Source organism: Mycobacterium sp. 050272, from assembly GCF_039023525.1.
Classification (GTDB): domain Bacteria; phylum Actinomycetota; class Actinomycetes; order Mycobacteriales; family Mycobacteriaceae; genus Mycobacterium.
On the sequence record NZ_JBCHKV010000006.1, the window covers coordinates 163243 to 183918 of the forward strand.

17 protein-coding genes are annotated in these 20676 nt (G+C 69.0%); 10 read left to right on the forward strand and 7 right to left on the reverse strand.

All coding sequences use genetic code 11. The features are described from left to right. The first annotated feature begins 16 nt into the window (after positions 1-16). From AAHS21_RS14950 to AAHS21_RS14965, 4 genes are read left to right on the forward strand one after another with little or no spacing between them, the layout of a single operon-like run. Positions 17-1177 carry an acyl-CoA dehydrogenase family protein gene (locus AAHS21_RS14950; protein ID WP_342928396.1) on the forward strand — a complete coding sequence of 387 codons (1161 nt, stop codon included), beginning with the start codon at positions 17-19 and terminating at the stop codon, positions 1175-1177. Beyond that, the gene (fabG, locus tag AAHS21_RS14955; protein ID WP_342928397.1) at positions 1177-1914 is read left to right on the forward strand and encodes a 3-oxoacyl-ACP reductase FabG; all 738 of its coding nucleotides are present in this window, start codon (positions 1177-1179) and stop codon (positions 1912-1914) included. The genes AAHS21_RS14950 and fabG overlap by 1 nt, the downstream gene beginning before the upstream one ends. A gap of 42 nt (positions 1915-1956) precedes the next feature. After that, positions 1957-3168, forward strand: a complete 1212-nt coding sequence (locus tag AAHS21_RS14960; protein ID WP_342928398.1) for an acetyl-CoA C-acetyltransferase — start codon at positions 1957-1959, stop codon at positions 3166-3168. Then, the gene (locus AAHS21_RS14965; protein ID WP_342928399.1) at positions 3168-3626 is read left to right on the forward strand and encodes a MaoC family dehydratase; all 459 of its coding nucleotides are present in this window, start codon (positions 3168-3170) and stop codon (positions 3624-3626) included. Before AAHS21_RS14960 ends, AAHS21_RS14965 begins: the two co-directional genes overlap by 1 nt. Positions 3627-3645: 19 nt before the next feature. Here AAHS21_RS14965 and AAHS21_RS14970 read toward each other — a convergent pair whose 3' ends face one another. Further along, the gene (locus AAHS21_RS14970; RefSeq protein WP_342928400.1) at positions 3646-4665 is read right to left on the reverse strand and encodes an LLM class flavin-dependent oxidoreductase; all 1020 of its coding nucleotides are present in this window, start codon (positions 4663-4665) and stop codon (positions 3646-3648) included. 288 nt (positions 4666-4953) lie between these two features. Here AAHS21_RS14970 and AAHS21_RS14975 point away from each other — a divergent pair, with 288 nt between their 5' ends. Continuing rightward, the gene (locus AAHS21_RS14975; protein WP_342928401.1) at positions 4954-6642 is read left to right on the forward strand and encodes a class I adenylate-forming enzyme family protein; all 1689 of its coding nucleotides are present in this window, start codon (positions 4954-4956) and stop codon (positions 6640-6642) included. Positions 6643-6663: 21 nt separating this feature from the next. Further along, positions 6664-7905, forward strand: coding sequence for an acetyl-CoA hydrolase/transferase C-terminal domain-containing protein (locus AAHS21_RS14980; protein WP_342928402.1), 1242 nt, complete (start codon positions 6664-6666; stop codon positions 7903-7905). An 80-nt stretch (positions 7906-7985) separates the two neighbouring features. On the opposite strand, the gene AAHS21_RS14985 is transcribed toward AAHS21_RS14980, so the two are convergent. Beyond that, a complete protein-coding gene (locus AAHS21_RS14985) occupies positions 7986-8912 on the reverse strand; it encodes an LLM class flavin-dependent oxidoreductase (RefSeq protein WP_342928403.1) in 927 nt (308 codons plus the stop codon). A 545-nt stretch (positions 8913-9457) separates the two neighbouring features. Between AAHS21_RS14985 and AAHS21_RS14990 the strand changes: the two genes are divergently transcribed. The 4 genes from AAHS21_RS14990 (at position 9458) to AAHS21_RS15005 (ending at position 13673) form a co-directional block, all read left to right on the forward strand. Further along, positions 9458-10630 (forward strand): acyl-CoA dehydrogenase family protein, encoded by a 1173-nt coding sequence (locus AAHS21_RS14990; protein WP_342928404.1) that lies wholly within the window; start codon positions 9458-9460, stop codon positions 10628-10630. Beyond that, positions 10627-11682 (forward strand): acyl-CoA dehydrogenase family protein, encoded by a 1056-nt coding sequence (locus AAHS21_RS14995; RefSeq protein ID WP_342928405.1) that lies wholly within the window; start codon positions 10627-10629, stop codon positions 11680-11682. The genes AAHS21_RS14990 and AAHS21_RS14995 overlap by 4 nt, the downstream gene beginning before the upstream one ends. Positions 11683-11688: 6 nt before the next feature. Further along, positions 11689-12432, forward strand: coding sequence for an enoyl-CoA hydratase-related protein (locus tag AAHS21_RS15000; RefSeq protein WP_342928406.1), 744 nt, complete (start codon positions 11689-11691; stop codon positions 12430-12432). Between the two features lie 86 nt (positions 12433-12518). Next, on the forward strand, positions 12519-13673 hold the full coding sequence (locus tag AAHS21_RS15005) for a thiolase family protein (protein ID WP_342928407.1): 1155 nt from the start codon (positions 12519-12521) through the stop codon (positions 13671-13673). A 58-nt stretch (positions 13674-13731) separates the two neighbouring features. On the opposite strand, the gene AAHS21_RS15010 is transcribed toward AAHS21_RS15005, so the two are convergent. Genes AAHS21_RS15010 through AAHS21_RS15030 form a run of 5 tightly spaced genes read right to left on the reverse strand, consistent with a single transcriptional unit; the run spans position 13732 to position 20616 of the window. Continuing rightward, a complete protein-coding gene (locus AAHS21_RS15010; RefSeq protein WP_342928408.1) occupies positions 13732-15471 on the reverse strand; it encodes an acyclic terpene utilization AtuA family protein in 1740 nt (579 codons plus the stop codon). Next, positions 15468-16262, reverse strand: coding sequence for a TIGR03084 family metal-binding protein (locus AAHS21_RS15015; protein ID WP_342928409.1), 795 nt, complete (start codon positions 16260-16262; stop codon positions 15468-15470). Before AAHS21_RS15015 ends, AAHS21_RS15010 begins: the two co-directional genes overlap by 4 nt. A gap of 3 nt (positions 16263-16265) precedes the next feature. Next, the gene (locus AAHS21_RS15020) at positions 16266-17030 is read right to left on the reverse strand and encodes an enoyl-CoA hydratase-related protein (protein WP_342928410.1); all 765 of its coding nucleotides are present in this window, start codon (positions 17028-17030) and stop codon (positions 16266-16268) included. After that, positions 17027-19012, reverse strand: coding sequence for a biotin carboxylase N-terminal domain-containing protein (locus AAHS21_RS15025; protein WP_342928411.1), 1986 nt, complete (start codon positions 19010-19012; stop codon positions 17027-17029). Before AAHS21_RS15025 ends, AAHS21_RS15020 begins: the two co-directional genes overlap by 4 nt. 5 nt (positions 19013-19017) lie before the next feature. After that, complete coding sequence (locus tag AAHS21_RS15030; protein WP_342928412.1) at positions 19018-20616, reverse strand: carboxyl transferase domain-containing protein; 1599 nt, start codon at positions 20614-20616, stop codon at positions 19018-19020. Positions 20617-20676 lie beyond the last annotated feature (60 nt).

Consider the following 20676-nt stretch of genomic DNA (forward strand, 5'->3'; position numbering starts at 1 on the left):
CTTTAGGAGTACGCCCATGAGCGGTCTGACCACCGATGAGCAGGCCATGATCGGCCTCGTCGCCGCGTTCGTCGACGACCGTGTCCGGCCCCGGGTGCGGGAGTTCGAGGCGACCGACACCTACCCCGAGGAGTTCATCGACGAGATGAAGAAGCTCGGCTTCTTCGGGCTCCTCATCCCTCAGGAGCATGGCGGTGTGGACGTCAGCACCGCCTGCTTCGCCGCGGTGACCGAGGAGTTGGCCCGCGGCTGGATGAGCCTGGCGGGCGCGATGGGCGGACACTCCGTGATCAGCTACCTGATCCGCCACTTCGGCACGACCGCGCAGAAGGAGGCCTATCTGCCCCGGATGGCGGACGGCTCGCTTCGCACGACGATGGCGCTGACCGAGCCGTCTGGTGGCAGCGATCTGCAGGGAATGCACACGCACGCTGTTCGAAAAGGCGACGAGTTGGTGATCACCGGTTCGAAGACCTGGATCTCCAACGCCCAGCACGCCGGCCTGATCGGCTTGCTCTGCGTCATCGATCGAAACGCCCAGCCGGCGCACCGGGGCATGAGCGTGGTGCTGGTCGAGCCCGGCGAGGGCCTGACCATCTCGGCCAAGATCCCCAAACTCGGCTATCGCGGCGTCGAGGCGTGCGAACTCACCTTCGACCGGATGCGGGTGCCGGCCCATGCCGTCCTGGGAGGCGAACCGAACGACGGCTGGCGGCAAATGATGCGTGGGCTTGAGGTAGGACGAATTCAGGTTGCCGCCCGCGCGGTCGGCGTCGGACAGGCCGCCCTCGCCGACGCGTTGGCCTATGCCCAGCAGCGGGAGACCTTCGGAAAGCCCATCTGGCAGCACCAGTCGGTGGGCAATCTGCTGGCCGACATGGCCACCAAGCTGCGGGCCGCGAGGCTGATGACGTTGGACGCCGCTCAGCGTCTGGATGCAGGCGAGCGGGCCGACATGGAGGCCGGCATGGCCAAGCTGTTCGCCTCCGAGGTCGCGATGCAGGTCGCACTCGACGCGATCCGCGTCCACGGCGGCTACGGCTACTCGTGCGAATACGAGGTCGAACGCTACTTCCGCGACGCGCCACTGATGATTGTCGGCGAAGGCACGAACGAGATCCAGCGCAACGTAATCGCGGCCCAGTTGGTAGCTCGCAACAAGAACAGGACCATCTGATGCGTCTCCTCGACAACAAGACGGCGGTCATCACCGGCGGTGCGCAGGGCATCGGGTACGCCATTGCCGAGGCGTTCGCGACCGAGGGCGCCCGGGTCGTGCTTGCCGACCTCGACGGCGCTATCGCCGCGGCGGCGGCCAAGGTTCTGGGGTCGGATCTGGCCGTCGGCGTCGCGTGCAACGTGGTCAGCGCGGTGGAGGTCGAGCGGGCGTTGGAGACTGCGGTGACAACCTTCGGGTCGTTAGACGTCATGGTCAACAACGCCGGCATCCCCCGGGACGCGAGCATGCGCACAATGACCGAGGAGCAGTTCGACCAGGTCATCGCCGTGCACCTCAAGGGCTGCTGGAACGGCACCCGGCTGGCCGCTGCCCGGATGCGCGAGCAGAAGTCCGGAGCCATCGTCAACATCTCATCGCTGTCCGGCAAGGTCGGGATGGCCGGGCAGACGAACTACTCGGCCGCGAAGGCGGGCATCGTCGGACTCACCAAGGCCGCCGCCAAGGAGGTGGCCCACCACGGCGTGCGGGTCAACGCGATCCAGCCCGGGCTGATCCGGACGGCGATGACCGAGGCCATGCCGCAGAAGGTCTGGGATCAAAAGATGGCCGAGATACCGATGGGTCGCGCCGGCGAACCGGCCGAGGTCGCCGCGGTGGCGCTGTTCTACGCGTCCTCCCTCTCGTCGTACATGACGGGCACCGTCGCCGAGGTCACCGGCGGGAGGTTCATGTGACCGGCCGCGCCGTCAGTCCACCCACGCCGAAAGGCACGACCGATGCGTGATGTCGTCATTTGTGAGCCCGTTCGCACCCCTATCGGCCGCTACGGCGGCATGTTCAAGGACCTCACCGCCGTAGATTTGGGAGTAATCGCCCTGCGCGGCCTGCTGAACCGCACCCGCATCGACGCAGAGCGCATCGATGACGTGATCCTCGGCCACTGCAACGCCAACAGCGAGGCGCCAGCGATCGGCCGGGTGGTCGCCCTGGACGCCGGGCTGCCGGTCACCGTTCCTGGACAGCACCTGGACCGCCGCTGCGGATCGGGGCTGCAGGCCGTGATCAACGCGGTGATGCAGGTGCAGACCGGTGCCCAGGATGTCGTGGTCGCCGGTGGCACGGAGAGCATGAGCAACGCGGCGTTCTACTCCACCGACATCCGGTGGGGCGGCGCGCGCTCCGGCGTTCAGATACACGACGGGTTGGTCAGAGCGCGGTCCACAGCCGGCGGCCGATTCCACCCGGTGCCCGGCGGGATGCTCGAGACCGCCGAGAACCTCCGCCGCGAATACCTTATCTGCCGCGAGGAGCAGGACCGGCTCGCGGTCAGCTCCCACCGGCGGGCGGTCGCCGCCCAGCAGGCCGGCGTGCTGGCCGAGGAGATCGTGGCGGTTACTGTTCCCGGCCGCGAGGGTGACACCGTGGTCGACGCCGACGAGCACCCGCGGCCGGGCACCTCGCTTGAATCCCTGGCCAGACTACGGCCGATCTTGGTCTCCTCGGACCCCGAGGCCACCGTGACTGCGGGCAACTCCAGCGGTCAGAATGACGCCGCGGCGATGTGCCTCGTCACCACCGCGGAGCTGGCCGACCAGCTCGGCCTGCGTCCACTAGTACGGATGGTCAGCTGGGCGGTCGCCGGGGTTCCGCCCAAGATCATGGGCATCGGCCCGGTGCCGGCCACCGAGGCGGCTCTCGGCCGCGCCGGACTGACGCTGGCGGACATGGAGGTGATCGAACTCAACGAGGCGTTCGCCGCCCAGGCGCTGGCCGTGATGCGCGAGTGGAAGTTCACCGAGGAGGACCACGAGCGCACCAATGTGCACGGTTCCGGCATCTCGCTCGGCCACCCGGTCGGCGCCACCGGGGTCCGGATGCTCGCAACGCTGTCGCGTGAACTGCACCGCCGGCAGGCGCGCTACGGACTCGAAACGATGTGCATCGGCGGTGGCCAAGGCCTGGCCGCGGTCTTCGAGCGGGTCGTCTGATGACCGCGCGGGTGTTCGCCTCGATCGAGGAGCTGCAGTCGGCGATCGGCGAGGGGCTCGGCACCACCGACTGGACGCAGATCGACCAGGCCATCGTGAATCGGTTCGCCGACCTGACCGGTGACCATCAGTGGATCCACGTCGACGTGGAACGGGCCGCCGCGTCGTCCTTCGGCGGCACCATCGCGCACGGCTACCTCACGCTGTCGATGCTGCCGGCCTTCGGCTCGCGGCTTTACTCGATCGAGGCCGGATCAGCGCGGCTCAACTACGGCCTTGACAAAGTGCGCTTCCCCGCTGCCGTCCCGGTGGGCTCCAAGATCCGCGCGACCGCCACCATCAGACGGGTGCAAACCACGCCGGCCGGCACCCAAGTGGTGTTCGGCTGGGTCGTTGAAGCAGCCGGCGTCGAGCGTCCGGTCTGCGTCGCCGAGACCGTCACCCTGATCGTCAGCTGACAGTCGCCAGGCCCGCCGCTCATTGGGCAAAGCTGTCGATCAACAGGCCAAGGTCGGGCTCACCGCCAAAGGTCGGCGGGTAGAGCAGGGTCCGTTCGTACACCCCCGCCCAGCGTTGCTGGACCTGTTGGCGGACTTGTTCGGGTGTACCGGCGACGGCCATCGCGTCGATCATCGGGTCGCTGACCGCGGCCAGCATGGACTCCTTCGACCCCTTCTTCCACGCGGCGCGGATCGCCTCCGCTTCGCGCATGAACCCGCCGAGTTGCAGGATGGGGTTGTATGTCCTCACGGTCGAGTAGAACGCGATCTGCGCCGCCGCGCGGGCGCGGGCACGCGCCTCGTCGTGGTCCACCGAGCAAATGAGATACCCCGCGATGGGCACATTCGGCCGCCTGCCGGTACGCGCGGCACCTTCGGCGAGCATCGGCCGAACCACCTGCTCGACGTAGTCGCGGGTGTACAAGGGGTGGCCGACGAGGCCGTCAGCCACCGCACCTGCCGCCTGCACCATGCGCCGGTTCACGCCGGCAAGATAGACCGGAATATCGGTGCGCAGCGGCGCCGACACCGCGGCGGTCGGCTGGACATGCAGGCGGTAGAAGCGCCCATCGTGAGCGATCGGGCCCTCATGCAGCCGCCACAGGCGGCGCAACAGCCCGACAAGTTCCTCGATACGCGCTGCCGGGTGCTGGCCATCAAGTCCATGCCAGTCCTGCTGCATCCGTTTGGTGCCGGTACCCAGGCCGAGTAGCAGCCGACCATCCGACAGCGTGTCTAGATCGCGCGCCTCAGCGGCGAGCACCAACGGCGTTCGCCCGAAACCGTAGGCGATGCCGCTGCCGAGCTCGATCGTCGAGGTCGCTGTGGCCATTGCGGCCAGAGCGATCGTCGCGGACCGGTCGTAGAACTCCGCCGCCCACACCGATTCGAAGCCGGCCTTTTCCGCCGCGACGGCCGCGTCGCGCAGCTGATAGATGTCGGCGCCGAAACAAACCAGCGACGGCCTACCGGTACTGGAAGCAGAATCTGAACCCATCACCCCTCCATTAGCCTTCGTTAGCTGTCGATACCGTCATGCACGCACCCGCCCCCTCGTCCGATATGCATGCCGGCAGGGTGAGTGACAGCGATCACAAAGCCTGTACTATACCTCCATATGCTTATAATAAATAGGCCGCTGTCATGCGGCGACGCAAGGGCGCGGAGAACGGGCGCCTCGACCGCACGGGGACGGTGGCAACGCCTTTCGGTACCCGCCAGTTCCCCAGCCGCGCAGCACATGAGCCGCACCGGGCTGAGCGGCACGTGACATAGGAGTGAGAACGTGGCCGATCGACTGAATGCGCGGCTGGACTCGCTGGCCGCGCGCGAGGACACCTGGGTCACGCGCGAGGTTCTGCGACGCTATGTCGACGAGGGAGCCTGGACCGAGCAGAGTTTTGTGCACGACCTCGAGCGGCATGCCGCCGAGCGCCCAGACGCGCTGGCCATCCTCGACGAGGACGGGCGCCGGACCACGTACCGTGAGTACGAGCAACGCACCCGTCAACTGGCGTCGTCGCTGCTGGGGCTGGGTCTGCGCCCGGGCGACCGGGTAGCCATGCAACTGCCCAATACCAGCGAGTTTTGCCTGACCTTGTTGGCGTGCGCCCGCGCCGGACTGCTCGCCGTGTTCTGCCACATGGCCTACGACGAACACGAGCTCGACTATGTGCTGGGACTGACTGGGGCGCGGGCGCTGATAGTGCCGCAGCGGCTCAGAAGCCGCGAGTACGTCCCACTGGCTCTGGTGATGCGCGAGCGGATCGACACACTGGAGCATGTGATCGCGGTTGGCGGTACCGGCGCGGCCGGAACGATCCGCTTCGAGGACCTGGTGAGCGCCGAGGGGCCGGACCACGACCTCGCAGCGCTGCGCCCGACAGGGGCCGACCCGTTTTTCATCATGTTCACCTCCGGGACGACCGGGCGGCCGAAGGCCGAGCTGCACACGCACGCCAACAACCTCTTCTGGATCCGCAACTTCGAGGCCGAACAGCGGTTTCCCGCCGACGCGCAATGGATCATCGTCACCCCGATCGCGCATCTGACCGGCCTGGGGATCGGTGTGCTGTCCGCGCTGCACCGCGGGGCGCCGTTTACTCTGCTGGCGGCCTGGGACGCGGGCCGCTGTGTTGAACTGCTCGAACGGGACCGCCCCAGCTACTTGCTCGGGGCTCCCCCGATGCTGATCGACCTCGCCCGGTTCCCGCGGCTGCGCGAGCGCGATGTGCGTTCGGTGCGCGCGATCTGCTACGCCGGCGCCCCGTGTCCCGCCGACATCCTCAACCGGCTCAACGCCGACCTCGGCGCCGACGTGTACGCGTTCTACGGCTACACCGAGGCGGGCGTCACCCACATGACGCGGCCCGGCGACCCGATCTCGATCACCAGCCGAAGTTTCGGCAAGGCCGTCCGCGGCGTGCAGCAGCGGCTGATGGAGCTGGTGGAGGAAGGCGAGGCCGAGTGCGAGGTGCCATTACCCGGAGAAGGTGAGCTGTGGGCGCGTGGACCCAGCTTCATCGTCGGATACTACGGCCAGCCGGAGACGACGGCCAAGATGTTCACCGCCGACGGCTGGTTCCGTTCGGCCGATGTGGTCCGCTTCGACACCGATGGCTACGGATATTTCGTGTCGCGCCGGGACGACCTCATCAACCGCGGCGGGTACAAGATCGATCCACGCGAAGTCGAGGAGGTCCTTTACGAGCATCCGGGGGTGGGTCAGGCGGCGGTGGTGGCCATGCCTGATGCACGGCTCGGTCAGCGGCCCGCGGCGTTCATCGTCCCGAGCACACCGGGCGGCCGCCTCGAGCTCGCCGAAGTCACCGCGTTCCTGGAGAAGAAGGGGGTCAGCCGGACGAAGTGGCCGGAGGCGGTCGAGATGGTCGAGTCGTTCCCGCTGACCAGCACGGGGAAGTTCATGCGCTATGCGCTGCGATCGCGGGCCGAGCGGCTGAGGCCGCAGCGCTGAACCCGCGTGGGCGATCGGGGTATGCGCGTCCACTGGCCGGTTCCCACGGTCCCCGCGGCCGACATCGACCTGAGCCGCTTCGTGCGGCCGGGAGACACGATTCTGTGGGGCCAGGGTGCCGGAGAGCCGCTGACGCTCACTGCGGCGCTGGCCGAGCAGGCCGAGCGGCTGGGCGAGGTCGTCGGATTCGTAGGACTGACCTACAACCCGCGGCTGGCGGCCCCGGGGCTTCAACTGCGGTCCTACGGCGCGCTCGGCGCGGCAGCCGACATCCCGCTCGAGGTGATCAGCTGCCACATGTCCGCCTTGCCCAAGCTGCTCCGGTCGGGCCGTCTGCGTGCCGACGTCGTGCTGTGTCAGCTGTCCCCCGCGGATGCCGACGGCAACCACAGCCTGGGCGTCACGGTCGACTACCTCGCCGCCGCGCTCGACGTCGCCCGCGTCGTGCTGGGCGAGATCAACCCGGCCGTACCCCGCACGCACGGCCCGGTGCCGATCCCGCACTCCCGCTTGGCCGCCACCGTGCCGGCGGACCATTGCTTGATCCAGGTGCCCGATCCGGCGCCCGACCCGGTGACCACGCAGATCGGCGCGCATGTCGCCGGATTGGTGCCCGACGGCGCCACCGTACAACTGGGTATCGGCGCCCTGGCCTCGGCGGTCGCCGCCGCGCTGCATGGGCACCGGAACCTGCGCGTGCACAGTGGACTAGTCGGGGACTGGGTCGTGGGTCTCGCCGAGGCGGGTGCGCTCGCCCGGGAGCCGGGCGGGCCGGCGGTGGTCACCGGTACCGCAGTAGGCACCGACCGGCTGTATGACTTCCTGCGCGACAACCCGGCCGTCGAGGTGCGCCCGGTCGAGCGGGTGCACGACCCGGCAGTCGCGGGCAAGATCGCTGGCTTCGTGGCGGTCAACTCGGCACTGCAAGTTGACCTCTCCGGCCAGGTCAACGCGGAGGGGATCGGAGGCCGACGGCGTGGCGCGATCGGCGGCCAGGTCGACTTCCTACGCGCCGCGGCGATGTCCCCGGGAGGAGTGGGCGTCGTGGCGCTGCCGTCGACCGCCAACCGCGGGTCGGTCTCTCGCATCGTGGACCGCGTGGACGGTCCAGTCACCACCGGGCGCGCCGATGTGCATTGGGTGGTGACCGAACACGGCGCCGCCGACCTGCGGGGACTCGACACCGTCGCACGCACAGCGGCGATGTGCCAGCTGGCCCACGCGGATCACCGCTATCGGCTGACGACCGCGGTTCGCAGGTAGCGGGCGAGCTGGTCGCGCCGGGCATCTACTGGTGCGAGAGTTCATTACGCAAGAGGGCGCGAGTTCGGTCGAGCGACTCGTCAGACGTGCGTCGCAAGCTGCTCCCGAACCGCGGCGAGTCGTTCGTACTGTGCCAACACGTTAGCGGCGGTCGGCATTATCACGAACGACTCGGCGCCGGCGTCGCGGTACTCCGCGAGCACGTCGGCCACCCGCGCCTCGCTGCCGATCACACACCATTTCTCGATAGCTTCGACCGGCATGCCGTACTGACCCGCAACGAATCGTTGCAGTTCGGCGCGACCCGTTTCGGTGCCCTCGGTGATGTGCGCGAACACCAACATCACCGTCGTGCACACGGGCCTGCGGAACTCCTCCGCGTGAGCCCGCAGATCTTCGACTGCCGCACGCACTCGACGGGGACTCAGCCACACCGCGAACCAGCCTTCAGCGAGCCGGGCCGCGCGCCGCACCGCGTGGGCGGATCGACCACCGACCACCAGCGGCGGGCGCGACGATGGCACCGGCTCCAGCTTCGGCGAATGCACCGGAAGCAGTGGGCCCGGATGGTCCACCGCCTCGCCGCGCATCAGCGCATCGACGACAACCATCGCCTCGTCCAGCCTGCGGCCACGCTGTGCAACGGGGTACCCGGCGGCCTCGAACTCAGCCGGGTTCTCCCCGCCCACTCCGACTCCGACGATCAGGCGGTCCGGCGCGAGCGCGGCGACCGTCCCGAGCTGCTTCGCTGTCCATACCGGATTGCGCATCGGCAACAGCAGCACGCCGGTGCCCAGCACCAGACGCTGGGTGACAGCAGCGACGGCCGCGAGCGCCCCGCACGGCTCCAAGATTGGCGGATGGAAGCTCAGATGATCGCCAACCCACCCTGACTCAAACCCCAGGTCTTCTGCGAGGCGGGCGGCAGCCAGGAGCGGCGGCGTACCGAGCCGTAGGGGATCGAAATTGGGCAGCATGACGCCGAACCCGGCTTCCTTGACCGTCACCGGCGCATTCATGGGGTGCCGACCAAACCGAGCGGCATCTGGTTGGCGGGAATCGGTTCCTCAAGCCTGTCCTCGGACGAGGAAAGCAGCTTTGGTGGGTTCGTCGCCATGTCGGTCCTCCTGCGATCGGCACGGCACCGCCGTGGAGTGAACGTCTGGCTGCCCGTACTCCGGGCGAGATTCTCTAGTCCGTGCGAATGATTATGGCATTACGGTCCGGCTGCGAGGATAGAGCACGGAGCGGCCGACCTGCTGAACTTCACACGATCGGGTAAGCACGGGATGGCTCACGCGGATCGCCGGCATCGGCTGGACACCGCGATGGCAAATCCCCGAACAACCAACCGGAGATCTCCAGATCATAATGATTACGATCTATACGGTATTGTTGAGACGGTGAGCGCCGGACATGAAGTACGTCCCCTGCTGCGCCCAGCTCTAGCCCGGAAGGAAGCGATCGTGACCGCAATCCCACACGATCGCTGCGCGCACATGCCGCGCGGCGACGGATCAGAACCTGGCCTCGCTTCCCAGGTGGTGAGCTGATGGCCACGTCAACGATGGCCTCGCCGCAGTTGCGGCTGCCGGACGTCGAGCTTCCCGTCGAGGCCGAACAGTTGCGCGATGAGGTCCGGGCATTCCTCGACCACGAGCGGCGCCGGGGCGCGTTCGAGCCGCAGACCGACGCCTGGCTAGCCGGTTTCGACCCGGACTTCTCGGCGCGCCTCGGGGATCGCGGCTGGCTCGGGATGACCTGGCCGCGCCGCTACGGCGGGCATGAGCGGCCGGCACTGCACCGGTTCGTCGTGGTGGAGGAGTTGCTCGCGGCCGGAGCACCGGTAGTGGCGCACTGGGTCAGCGACCGGCAGAGCGGGCCGGCATTGCTGCGCTACGGCACCGAGCCGCAGCGCAAGAAGTTCCTCCCCGCGATGGCGGCGGGCCAGTGCTTTTTCGCCATCGGGATGAGCGAGCCCGATAGCGGTTCGGATCTCGCCTCCATCCGGACCGCCGCGCGACGCGAGCGAGACGGTTGGGTGCTCAACGGGACCAAGGTGTGGACCAGCCAGGCTCACCGCTGCCACTACATGATCGCGTTGTGCCGGACGGCACCACTGCAGCAGGGGGACCGGCACGCGGGGATGAGCCAGTTCATCGTCGACCTGACCTCGCCGGGAGTGACGATCACACCGATCAGGTTGCTGGACGGCGAGCATCACTTCAATCAGGTCGTCCTCGATGACGTCCACGTCGGCGACGACATGGTCCTCGGCGAGGTGGGCGCGGGCTGGCGGCAGGTCACCTCCGAGCTCGCCTACGAACGCTCCGGGCCGGAGCGGTTCCTGTCGACCCTGCCGCTGCTGCGCGAACTGGTGTGCGGCGCCGACCCCGACGATGATCGTCAGGCGATCGCTGTCGGCGCGCTCGTAGCACAGCTGTGGACGTTGCGCCGGCTCTCGCTCCAGATCGCCGGCTCGCTGGATCGCGGGGAGGCCCCCGATGTCGCCGCCGCCTTGGTCAAGGACGCGGGCACCACGCTGGAAAACGACATCATCGATGTCGTCCGGACGTTGGCGCAGGTCGAACCGAGCCGACACTCACCTCATCCCCTCGAACGGGAATTAGCGCGGGCGGTACTGCACGCGCCTGGTTTCACCTTGCGCGGCGGCACGAACGAGGTACTGCGCGGCATCGTGGCGCGGGGCCTGGGGTTGCGATGAGCGACATCGATCTGGTCGAACGCACCGCAGCGGACCTGCTGGACCGGCACTGCACTCCGGAGCTCATCTCCGCAGCAGAGGGCTCATGGAGCCCGCAGCTTTGGCAGCGGCTCGAGGAGATCGGGCTGACCCGGATCGGGGTTGACGAACGGCTGGGGGGCGCCGGCGGTGGAATTGCCGACGCGGCCGCGGTGCTGCGTGTGGCTGCCGCACACGCCGCGCCCGTCCCATTGGCCGAGGCGCTGTTCCCGGTGGCCGCCGGGTGCACCGTGTCCGGGCTGGCCCTGCCCGACGGGCCGGTGACGGTGGCCTACGGGGCCGGTCTGACTCTCACGCCGGACGGCGCCGGAGCCGTCCTGCGTGGCGTCGCCAGCCGGGTGCCGTATGCGCGAATGTCTCAACGCGTGCTGGTGGTGACCGATGATCAGCAGCCCGCGCTGGCGGCCCTCCTCGACCCTGCCGACTGCCGATTGGTGAGCATCGACAATCTGGCCGGTGAGCCTCGCGACGACCTGGCCGCCGACGGAGTGCGCATACCCAGCTCGGCTATTGCCGAAGTGCCGCCAGGCACGGCGGGCCAGCTGCGCCGCCTAGGTGCGCTCGCCCGCGCGGTCCAACTCTCCGGCGCCCTGGATGCAGTGCTGGAGGCGACGGTGCGCTACGCCGGAGAGCGGGTCCAGTTTGGCCGGCCCATTGGGCAGTTTCAGGCCGTGGCCCATCAGATCGCCGAGTTGGCCGGCCTGGTTGCGGGCGCCGGTGCCGCCGCGCAGGCGGCGGTCGCCGCAGTGGCTGCCGATCCGGACGCCGCGACCTTGGCCATAGCCGCGGCCAAAGCACGGACCAGCGCCGCGGCCGGACCGGCGGCCCGGATTGCCCATCAGGTTCACGGGGCGATCGGTTTTACCCAGGAACACCGCCTCCATCACCTAACGCGTCGACTGTGGGCCTGGCGCGAAGAGTGCGGCTCCGCCGAGTACTGGGCGCGTGAGCTAGGCCGCGCTGTTATCGCCGGCGACGGCGACGGGCTGTGGCCCACGATCACCGGCATATAACCCCGCATGAACGGAGAAACCGTGGAGATCGAACTCACCGTGGAAGGCGGCGTGGCCACCCTCACCTTGGCCGCACCGCAGCGGCGCAACGCGCTGACCCCGGAGATGTCCCGGGAACTGGTCGCCGCCGCCGACCGCATCGACGCCGACGACTCGATCGGCGCACTGGTGATCCGTGGCTCGGGCGGATCGTTCTGCGCGGGAGCGCACACCACCACGCTCGGCGACGCTGGATCTGACCCAGCCGAAGAGGGCACCTATGCGGGCTTGTCGGCCATCTATGCCGCGTTCACCCGGATCGGGTCCGTGCGGGCAGTCACCATCGCCGCCGTACGCGGCCCGGCGGTCGGCGCGGGCCTGAACCTGGCGTTGGCCACCGACCTGCGGATCGTGTCTCGCACCGCGCGGCTGATGTCGGGCTTCCAGCGCATCGGTCTGCACCCGGGCGGGGGACACTTCGTGCTGCTGTCCCGCCTGGCCGGCCGCGAAGCGGCCGCGGCGATGGCGCTGTGCGGTGCCGAGATCGACGGGGACCGCGCGGCTCAATTGGGCCTGGCGTGGGAGTCGGTCGCCGACGAGGCGGTCGAGGACCGGGCCTTCGACCTTGCCCGCCAAGTGGCCACTGACCCTGCGCTAGCCCGCGCCATGGCGCGCACCTTCCGGCTGGAGACCGGGCCGCCGGCTCTGGGCTGGGACGTGGCTGTACAGACCGAGCGGGCCCCGCAAATGTGGTCAATGCGCCGCCGCTAGGCGCACTAACGAGTACCAAGCCCTGGAGTTGGGACCATCACATCGGATAGTGTGCTGATAATGATTATCAGATATTGGAGGTTGACATGTCTGAGGCCGTGATCGTCGAAGCGGTTCGAACGCCGATCGGCAAGCGAGGCGGCGCACTGGCAGGTGTGCATCCAGTGGACCTGTCCGCACGGGTACTGGAGGCGCTGGTCGAGCGGACCGGTGTGGACCCTGCCCTGATCGACGACGTCATCTGGGGCTGCGTGAACCAGGTGGGCGACCAGTCGGCTAACGTGGGCCGTTCGGCAGCGCTGGCCGCCGGTTGGCCCGACAGTGTGCCCGGCACCACGGTGAACCGGGCCTGCGGCTCAAGCCAGCAGGCCCTCGATTTCGCGGCCGCGATGGTGATGTCGGGGCAGTACGATCTCGTCGTCGCCGGGGGCGTGGAGTGCATGAGCCGGGTTCCGTTGGGCGCCGGCCGCGACGTCGGGCTGCCCTACGGGCCACGGCTGCTACACCGCTACGAGACGGCCCTCGAGGGATCGACTTTTCATCAAGGCCGTGGCGCCGAGATGATCGCGGCGAAGTGGGGCTTTTCTCGACAAAGGCTCGACGAGTTCGCCTGCGCGAGCCACGCCAGGGCGGCGGCGGCTATCGACGCCGGCGCCTTCGACCGTCAGCTCGTCGCGGTGCCGGAAGCTCCCGGCCTGGTCGCCGACGAGGGCCTGCGCCGCGGCAGCACCGTCGAGAAACTGGCGACGCTGAAGCCGTCGTTCCTCGAGAACGGGGTGATCCACGCCGGCAACGCCTCCCAGATCGCCGACGGGGCCGCCGCGGTGCTGGTCAGCTCGCCCGAGCGGGCCGAGGAACTCGGCCTGTCCCCCATCGTCCGCTATCACGCCGGCGCGATAGCCGGTAGTGATCCGGTCTCGATGCTGACGGGGCCGATCCCGGCGACGGCGAAGGTGCTTCGCCGCGCCGGTCTGTCCATCGGCGATATCGGGGCGTTTGAGGTGAATGAGGCGTTCGCGTCGGTGCCGCTGGCCTGGCTGGCGGAGACCGGTGCCGATCCGGCGAGGATGAATCCGCTGGGCGGCGCGATCGCGGTCGGGCATCCCTTGGGCGCCTCGGGGGCGATTTTGATGACCCGGTTGGTGCACCACATGCGTGACCACGGCATTCGGTTCGGCCTGCAGACCATGTGTGAAGGCGGCGGCATGGCCAACGCGACCATCGTCGAGCTCGTCGACTGATCAACACGCGCGCGGACGGAGCGTGGGCCTCGGGTCGGTCGGACGGTCTGTAGTCGGGTTACCTGTGGAGCAGCGCCTCGGGAATGTCGACGACGCGGCTGCGCAGGTATTCCCCCAGCCCTTTGGCCTGCGGGTCGGGTCGGGTGCAGGAGGCCACTCCGTCGCCGAGCAGACCGTGTACGACGATGTTGATCGCGCGAAGGTTGGGCAGGTCGAACCGGTCGATCTGCAGGTCGGTGGCCTCGGGGCCCAGTAGCGCGCGCAGCCGCTCGATGGAGAGGTATTCGCGCAGCCAAACATAGCTGGCGTCGTCGCGCACCCACAGCCCGATGTTGGCGTCGCCGCCCTTGTCCCCGGAGCGGGCGCCGCAGACCCGCCCTAGCGGCGCGGGGCGGGTCTGCCCGACCGGAAGGCCGGTGTGCGCGGCGGCAACCCCCTCCACCACCGGGGCGGTGGTGGCCGCGGCCGGTGGGTCGGGCACCACGCGGCGCTGCCCGTCGGGCAGCACCGCGACATGCTGCACCACCGCGCGGGGCACCGCCGCGGGTCGGTAGATCCCATAGGCGGATTCCGGTGTGGGCGGGGTGGTGGTGTGGAATCCGGGGTAGCCGGCCAGGGCCAGTTCCATGACGGCGTTGGAGAAGCGCCGGCCGACCTTCGCCGGGTCGGGGTCTTTGACGGTGATCCGCAGGTGTGCGGTGGCCTGCTCGTTGGTGGGCGCGTCCGGGGTGTCGTAGCGCAGCAGCCGCACGTCTACCTCGGCGAAGCGCTCGCGTCCGCCCAGCACGTCGAACAGCATCGTCTGCGCGCGGGCGGCCTTGTCCTCGATGTCCAGGCCGGTGAGCACCATCGTCATGGTGTTGCGGTAGCCCCCGGCGTCGTTGAGCGCCACTTTGAGGGTCGCCGGTGGGGGGCTGCCGCGGGTGCCGCAGATGGCGACCCGGTCCCGGTCGGCCTGGGTGAGCGTGAGGGTGTTGAAGTGCGCGGTGACATCGGGGCCTAGGTAAGCCGGCGGGCCGATCTCGTAGAGCAGCTGAGCGGTGACCGTGCCCACCGACACCAGCCCGCCGGTGCCCGGGTGTTTGGTGATCACCGACGACCCGTCCGCGCAGACTTCGGCGATCGGGAACCCCGGGTAGCGGGTGTCTGGCAGTTCCTCGGCGCACGCGTAGTTGCCGCCGGTGGCCTGCGGCCCGCACTCGATGACGTGCCCGGCCACGACCGCGCCGGCCAGCGCATCCCAGTCGTCGACTCGCCAGCCGTGCCACCAGGCCGCCGGCCCGACCACCAGCGACGCGTCGCTGACCCGGCCCGTCACCACCACGTCGGCTCCCGCGCCCAGGGCGGCCGCGATCCCCCACCCGCCGAGGTAGGCGTTGGCAGACACCGGTTCGCCGCGCACCGCCGGGGTGATGGCCGTAAGTCTGCCGCGCAGGTCGTCGCCCTGCACGTGGGCCACCCGCGCTTCGAGCCCGAGCCGGGCCGCGACCTCGCTCACCGCGTCGGCCAGGCCTGCCGGGTTCAACCCGCCGGCGTTGGCCACGATCTTGATGCCGCGATCCAGACAGGTACCGAGCACCTGCTCGATCTGGGTGAGGAAGGTCTTGGCATAACCCGCGCCTGGGTCCTTGCGCTGGGCTTTGGCCAGGATGAGCATGGTCAGCTCGGCCAGATAATCCCCGGTCAACACGTCGATGGGCCCGCCGTCGACCATTTCACGGGCGGCACCGATGCGGTCGCCGTAGAACCCCGAACAGTTGGCGATCCGCACCGACCGGGCACGGCCTGCTGCCGTCATCGGAACTGCCCTTTGGCCCGTCCCGCGCCCGGGGATCCGGCGAAAGCCTGGGCGATAGCCAACCACTCCCCCGCCGCGCACCCCGTGATCGCCAACTCGGTGTCGTCGCGGTGCCGCCGCTGGGTGACCACCTGGCAGAAGTCAAGCGCAGGACCGCTCACCCGATCGGCGGCGTCGTGCGGCCCCCAGCTCCACGTCGCACCGCCGGGTGAGGTGAGCTCGACGCGCACCGGCACCTCGGATGGCTGCAGGCCGTTGGCGGTGTAGCTGAACGCCCGAGCCCGCACCCCGAGGTGTGCGATGTGGCGCAACCGGTCGGTGGGTTCGCGGTCGACGCCGAGCGCGTCGGCGATGTCATGGCCGTGCGCCCAAGTCTCCATCAACCGGGCAGTCAGCGACGAGGCGGCGCTCATCGGTGGGCCGAACCACGGCACCCTGGCGGACGGGTCGAGCGAGGTGTAGACGGACAGAAGGCGGATTCGCGCCTCGTCCAGCCAGGCCAACAGCGCCTCGCCTGGCATATCGTGATACCGCGCGGCAATCGAATCCGGGTTGACCCCACCTTCGGCGTTCAGGCGGGCCAATTCGGCCAGGAAGCCGTCCGGGTCGGTGGCCGTCTGCACCGCTGCGTCGTCGAAGAACGCTAAGTGTGACACCTGGTCGCCGATGCACCAACGCGGCGCCGGGGTGGGCCGGCGCCACTCGGCGTCGGGCAGCGTCGACAGCAGGTCGCGCAGGTCGGCGGTCTCGGCGGCCAGATCATCGGCTAGCGCCTGCATCGATATCGGCATCCCTCAGCGTCCTTTCCATACCGGTGCGCGTTTCTCCCGGAACGCTCGCGGGCCTTCTTGAGCGTCTTCGGAGTGATACACCGGCTCCCAGATCTGCTCGGCCAGCGTGTAGGCCTCATCGATCCGGTGCTGCGCCGACAGGTAGGCCGTGCGCTTGGCGGCCAGCACCGACAGGGGCGCGTTGGCGGCGATCCGCTGCGCCAACTCCTGGGTGCGCTCATGCAGCTGGGCGGCCGGCACCACCTCGTTGACCAGGCCAACCTGCTGCGCCCGGTGCGCGCTGATCGGATCGCCGGTGAGCAGGATCTGCAGCGCGATCCTGGGCGCCACCAGCCATGACAGCGGCGCCGCCCACGGGGCGCCGCGGCCCACCTTGACCTCGGTGATCGCGAACGTCGCGTGCTCGGCGGCCAGCACCAGGTCACACTGCTGGGCCAGCAGGAACCCGCCGGCGAACGCGACCCCGTTGACCGCGGCGATGGTCGGCTTGACCACGTCGATGTTGCGGCCGAACTGCGGGGCGAAATCCGGCGGCGGCACGGTCAGCGCGGTGGCTGCCATCTCCTTGAGGTCCCCGCCCGCGCAGAACGCCTTCTCTCCCGCCCCGGTCAACACCAGCACCCGTGCGTCGTCATCGTCGTTGAACCGGCGCACGCCGTCCCACAGACCCTGACGCACCGCGGCGCTCAGCGCGTTGCGCGCGTCGGGCCGGTCGATGGTCAACCAGGCCACCCCATCGACAACCTGGTAGGTCACCGGATCACTCACTGCTGTCCCCCGTCCCCGTCTTCGGCGCTGTCCTCGACGATGGCCAGCGTCTGCCCGGTGTCGACCTGATCACCGGGCGCTACGCACACGTCGACGACGGTCCCGCCGGTCGGGGCGGTGACGGTGTGTTCCATCTTCATCGCCTCCAACACGATCAGTGCCTGCCCGGCGGCGACGTCGGTGCCGGGCGAGGCGAGCACCCGCACCACGGTGCCGGGCATCGGGGCCAGCAGCGAGCCGGCCTGCCGCGCCGACGACGGATCGGGGAACCGCGGCACTTCGACCAGCTCAGTTGATCCGAGAGCGCTGTCCATGTATGACATCGCCCCAACCTGGTGCACGCTGATCGAACGGCGCACCCCCTCGACCTCCAACACAACCCGATCGGGTACGGCCGCCAGCACCCGCACCGCCGACAGCGGCTGGCCGTCCACCTCGATCAGCACCCGGTCACCTACCCTGCGATGGGTGACCTCGATGACGCGCTGCCCGCACTGGTAGCCGACTCGATGGGACACACCTGCGATGTTGCGCCACCCCGCGGGAAGAGTCTGCAGCACCGGCGCCGTCGCCCTGGCCTGCGCCTGCGCGGCCAGCGCCGCCGCGGCCGCGTGCACCGCCAGCGCCCCCTGCGCGGGGGCAGCGAGCATCGACGGGTCGTGGCGGGTGAGGTATCCGGTGTCGGTGCCGCCCGCCAGGAACTCCTGCTCGCGCAGGATGCCGACCAGCAGGTCGCGGTTGGTGGTCACGCCGTGCAGCTGAGCGCGCGCCAACCACCTGGCCAGCCGCCGCGCCGCCTCGGCACGCGTGGGCCCGTGCGCGATCACCTTCGCCAACATCGGGTCGTAAAACGCACTGACCACCGAGCCGTCGACCACCCCTGTGTCCACCCGCACGCCCGGGTCCTCCGGTACGGCGAAGCGGTGCAGTACCCCGGTGGCGGGCAGGAAACCAGCGCCCACGTCCTCGGCGTACAGTCGCGCCTCGATCGCATGCCCGCAGATGCGCGCATCAAGGGCCTCCGGGGGCAGCGGCTCGCCCTCGGCGATCCGCAGCTGCAACTCCACCAGGTCCAGGCCGGTGACCAGCTCGGTGACCGGGTGCTCCACCTGTAACCGGGTGTTGACCTCCAGGAACGCGAACCCGTCCGGCCACAACACGAACTCCACGGTGCCGGCACCGACATAGCCGATCGCCTTGGCCGCGGCCACCGCGGCCGCACCGAGTTCGGCGCGCAGGGTGTCGTCGACGGCCGGTGAGGGGCACTCCTCCACGATCTTCTGATGGCGCCGCTGAATCGAGCACTCCCGCTCGAACAGATGCACCACCGCCCCGTGTGTGTCGGCGAGAATCTGCACTTCGACGTGCCGCGGATTGACGACATAGCGCTCCAGGAACACCGTCGCATCGCCGAAGGCCGAGGCCGCTTCCCGGCGGGCAGCCGCCACCGCGTCGGCGAGCTCTTCGGCGGATTCCACGATCCGCATGCCGCGCCCGCCACCGCCGAACGCCGCCTTCACCAGCAGCGGATAGCCCACCCGCTGCCCCTCGGCGGCCAGATCGGCGTCCTCGTCTAGGGTTGCGCCCGGCAGCACCGGCACGCCAGCCTTCACCATCAACGCTTTCGCCTCGACCTTTGAGCCCATCGCGGCGATGACCGCCGGCGGTGGCCCTACGAACACCAGTCCGGCTTGCGCGCAGGCCGCCGCGAACCCGGCATTCTCCGACAGGAACCCGTAGCCCGGGTGCACCGCATCGGCCCCCGTCGACCGGCCCGCATCGATGATCGCCTCGACGTTGAGATAGGTATCTGACGGCACGGCGCCCGCCAGCCGGACGGCCTCATCGGCCAGCCCGACAAACGGCGCGTCGGCGTCGGGGTCGGAGTACACGGCGACCGTCCCGACACCCATCGCGTGCGCGGTACGCATCACCCGGGCGGCGATCTCGCCACGATTGGCCACCAACAGCTTCTGGATCATCAGCCTCACATCCGGAAAACGCCGAAGCCGCGGCGCCCGGCCACGGTGTTGGAGTGCACCGCCGACAGCGACATGCCCAGCACAGTGCGGGTGTCGCGCGGGTCGATGATCCCGTCGTCATACAGCCGGGCAGTGACAAAGAAACTGTGCGACTCCGTGTCGATTTGGGCCTCGATCGCCGCTGTGCGCTCGCGGTCGGCCTCCTCGTCGAACGGCCGCCCCATCGACGCCGCCGACTCCCGACCCACGATCGACATCACCCCGGCCAACTGCGCCGCGCCCATCACCGCCAGCTTCGCCCCCGGCCACGCAAACAGCAGCCGCGGATCGTATGCCCGCCCCGACATGCCGTAGTTGCCGGCACCGAACGAACTGGCCATGGTGATCGTCACATGCGGCACCGTGCTGTTGGTCACCGCGTTGATCATCTTGGCGCCGTCCTTGATGATGCCGCCCTGCTCGTAGCTCGCACCGACCATGTAGCCCGTGGTGTTCTGCAGAAACACCAGCGGGGTATCGGTCTGGTTGGCCAGCAGGATGAACTCGCTGGCCTTCTTGGCCTCCTCGGAGAACAACACCCCTCGATGGTTGGCCAAAATCCCCACCGGATAGCCATGCACCTGCGCCCACCCGGTGACCAGCGATGTCCCGTACAGCGGCTTGTACTCGTCGAACTCCGAGCCATCCACCACCCGCGCCAGCACCTCACGGGGGTCGAACGGCACCTTCACATCGGCAGAGACGATCCCGAGAATCTCCTCCGGGTTATACGCTGGCGGCTCCGCGCACCCGACAGGCGCCGGGCCTAGTTTGCGCCAGTTGATCCGCGACATTATCTGGCGGCCAATCCGTATCGCGTCGTATTCGTCGGCGGCGAAATAGTCCGACAGCCCCGAAACGCGGCTGTGCATCCCGGCACCACCCAGCGCCTCATCGTCGGCCACTTCACCGGTAGCCATTTTCACCAACGGCGGACCACCCAGGAAAACCTTGGCCTGCCCATCCACCAGCACCGCGTAGTCACACATCCCCGGCACATACGCCCCGCCCGCCGTCGAATTCCCGAACACCAAGGCCACCGTCGGAATCGCCAGCGTCGACAACTCCGTCAGCTCGTGAAAGATCCGGCCCGCCGGCACGAACAATTCGGCCTGCTGGGGCAAATCCGCCCCGCCGGACTCCACCAAGTTGATCACCGGCAGCCGGTTCACCCGCGCGATCTCCAACGCGCGCAACGTCTTTCGCAACGAATACGGATTCATCGCCCCACCCCGCACCGTCGGGTCGTGCGCAATCACCACGCACTCCACCCCCGACACCACACCGATGCCCGTCACCACACTGGCCCCCACGGTGAACTCGGTCCCCCACGCGGCCAACGTCGAGAGCTCCAAAAAAGGGCTCGCCGGGTCCAGCAGCAACTCGATACGTTCCCGGACCAGAAGCCGCCCCCGCTCACGATGCCGCCGCCGATACCGCTCACCACCACCGGCCACCGCAAGCGCGACCTGCTCATCGAGCTGCGCGAGCAACCCCAGCTGCGCCTCCCGGTTGGCACGGTATGCCTCACTCGCCGTATCCAGCTGGGACGTCAGCACCGGCATAACGCTCCCCCACGGCACACGACATGTGATTCACTGTTCACACCGCAGACTGTACGACAC

Excerpts from the sequence above, each read along its gene's own strand:
- AAHS21_RS15015 (WP_342928409.1), bottom strand. The coding sequence starts at position 16,262 with ATGCCGATATCGATGCAGGCGCTAGCCGATGATCTGGCCGCCGAGACC.
- AAHS21_RS15025 (WP_342928411.1), bottom strand. The coding sequence starts at position 19,012 with ATGATCCAGAAGCTGTTGGTGGCCAATCGTGGCGAGATCGCCGCCCGG.
- AAHS21_RS14990 (WP_342928404.1), top strand. The coding sequence starts at position 9,458 with ATGGCCACGTCAACGATGGCCTCGCCGCAGTTGCGGCTGCCGGACGTC.
- AAHS21_RS14960 (WP_342928398.1), top strand. The coding sequence starts at position 1,957 with ATGCGTGATGTCGTCATTTGTGAGCCCGTTCGCACCCCTATCGGCCGC.
- AAHS21_RS14980 (WP_342928402.1), top strand. The coding sequence starts at position 6,664 with ATGCGCGTCCACTGGCCGGTTCCCACGGTCCCCGCGGCCGACATCGAC.
- AAHS21_RS14995 (WP_342928405.1), top strand. The coding sequence starts at position 10,627 with ATGAGCGACATCGATCTGGTCGAACGCACCGCAGCGGACCTGCTGGAC.
- AAHS21_RS15010 (WP_342928408.1), bottom strand. The coding sequence starts at position 15,471 with ATGACGGCAGCAGGCCGTGCCCGGTCGGTGCGGATCGCCAACTGTTCG.
- AAHS21_RS15030 (WP_342928412.1), bottom strand. The coding sequence starts at position 20,616 with ATGCCGGTGCTGACGTCCCAGCTGGATACGGCGAGTGAGGCATACCGT.
- AAHS21_RS14965 (WP_342928399.1), top strand. The coding sequence starts at position 3,168 with ATGACCGCGCGGGTGTTCGCCTCGATCGAGGAGCTGCAGTCGGCGATC.
- fabG (WP_342928397.1), top strand. The coding sequence starts at position 1,177 with ATGCGTCTCCTCGACAACAAGACGGCGGTCATCACCGGCGGTGCGCAG.
- AAHS21_RS14970 (WP_342928400.1), bottom strand. The coding sequence starts at position 4,665 with ATGGGTTCAGATTCTGCTTCCAGTACCGGTAGGCCGTCGCTGGTTTGT.
- AAHS21_RS15000 (WP_342928406.1), top strand. The coding sequence starts at position 11,689 with ATGAACGGAGAAACCGTGGAGATCGAACTCACCGTGGAAGGCGGCGTG.
- AAHS21_RS14950 (WP_342928396.1), top strand. The coding sequence starts at position 17 with ATGAGCGGTCTGACCACCGATGAGCAGGCCATGATCGGCCTCGTCGCC.
- AAHS21_RS15005 (WP_342928407.1), top strand. The coding sequence starts at position 12,519 with ATGTCTGAGGCCGTGATCGTCGAAGCGGTTCGAACGCCGATCGGCAAG.